The sequence below is a fragment of the Dactylosporangium sp. NPDC050588 genome (genome assembly GCF_040654975.1).
Classification (GTDB): domain Bacteria; phylum Actinomycetota; class Actinomycetes; order Mycobacteriales; family Micromonosporaceae; genus Dactylosporangium; species Dactylosporangium maewongense.
Genome location: NZ_JBFAJA010000232.1, coordinates 1 through 1,499, shown reverse-complemented (window position 1 = coordinate 1,499; position 1,499 = coordinate 1). Strand labels below are relative to the sequence as shown.

The 1,499-nt window shown below is 74.2% G+C and carries 1 protein-coding gene; it reads left to right on the top strand.

Translation table 11 applies throughout. From position 1 onward, the window contains the following. Window positions 1-9: 9 nt before the first annotated feature. Window positions 10-1,499, top strand: a 1,490-nt coding sequence (locus AB0I21_RS57465; protein WP_360574530.1) for a condensation domain-containing protein, incomplete at its 3' end; no start/stop codon positions are given.

Below are 1,499 nucleotides of genomic sequence, written 5' to 3'. Positions count from 1 at the left end.
CCGGTGGGTGTGGCGGGTGAGTTGTACCTGGCGGGCACGCAGTTGGCGCGTGGCTACCTGAACCGGCCGACGTTGACGGCGGAGCGGTTCGTCGCGGATCCGTTTGGGGCCGGACGGTTGTACCGTACCGGTGACCTGGTGCGGTGGACGGTCGATGGGCAGTTGGTGTTCCTGGGCCGGGCCGACGAGCAGGTGAAGCTGCGCGGGTTCCGGATCGAGCCGGGGGAGATCGCAGCCGTCCTCCAGCAGCACCCGGGCGTCTCGCAGGCGGTGGTCTTGCTCCGCGAGGAGCGGCTCGTCGCCTACGTCGTCGGCAGCGCGGACGGCCTGCGCGACTTCACGGCGGCGCGGCTGCCGGAGTACATGGTGCCGGCCGCGTTCGTGACCCTGGACGAGCTGCCGCTGACCGTCAACGGCAAGCTCGACCGCAAGGCGCTCCCCGCACCGCACTTCGAGGGCGGCAGCGGACGCGGCCCGGCGAACGTCCGGGAGGAGCTGCTCTGCCAGGCGTTCGCCGACGTCCTCGGCCTGGGCAGCGTGCCGGTCGACGGTGACTTCTTCGCTCTCGGCGGGCACTCCCTCCTCGCGGTCCGGCTCGTCAGCCGCATCCGCGCCGTGTTCGGCGTCGAGGTGCCGCTGCGCGCCATGTTCGAAGCCTCCACCCCGGCCGGGCTGGCCCGCCGGCTCCCCGGCGCCGAGGCCGCCCGGACCCCGCTGGCACCCTGGGACCGACCCGAGCGGCTCCCGCTGTCCTACGCGCAGCAGCGCCTCTGGTTCCTCTGGCAGCTCGAAGGCCCGAGCGCCACCCACAACATCCCGGAGGTCGTCGCCCTCTCCGGCGACATCGACCCGGCCGCCCTCGAGGCCGCGCTGCGGGACGTCATCGGCCGCCACGAGGTCCTCCGCACCGTCTTCGCCGCCGTCGGCGGGCAGCCGTACCAGCGGATCATCCCCGCCGACGAGCTCGACTGGCGGCTGGAGCGGGTCCACGTCCCGGCGGAGGAGCTTCCCGCGGCCGTCGAGGCGGCCGCACAGACCACGTTCGACCTGGCCGCCGACCTGCCGATCAAGGCGTGGCTGTTCGGCGACGGCACCGGCGAATGGGTCCTCGTCGTCGTGGTCCACCACATCGCCGGCGACGGCTGGTCGACCCGTCCCCTCGCCGCCGACGTCTCCACCGCCTACGCCGCACGCCGCGCCGGGCACGCACCCGACTGGCAGCCGCTGCCGGTGCAGTACGCCGACTACGCCCTCTGGCAGCGGGACCTCCTCGGTGACGAGACCGACCCGGGCAGCGTCATCTCGCGGCAGGTCGCGTACTGGCGAGGCACCCTCGCGGACCTGCCCGACGAGCTGGTGCTGCCCGTCGACCGCCGCCGCCCGGCGGTGGCGAGCCGCCGCGGCCACGTGGTGCCGGTGGAGGTGCCGGCCGCGGTGCACGCCCGGCTGCTGGAGGTGGCGCGGGCGCAGGGTGCGACCGTGTTCATGGTCGTGCAGGC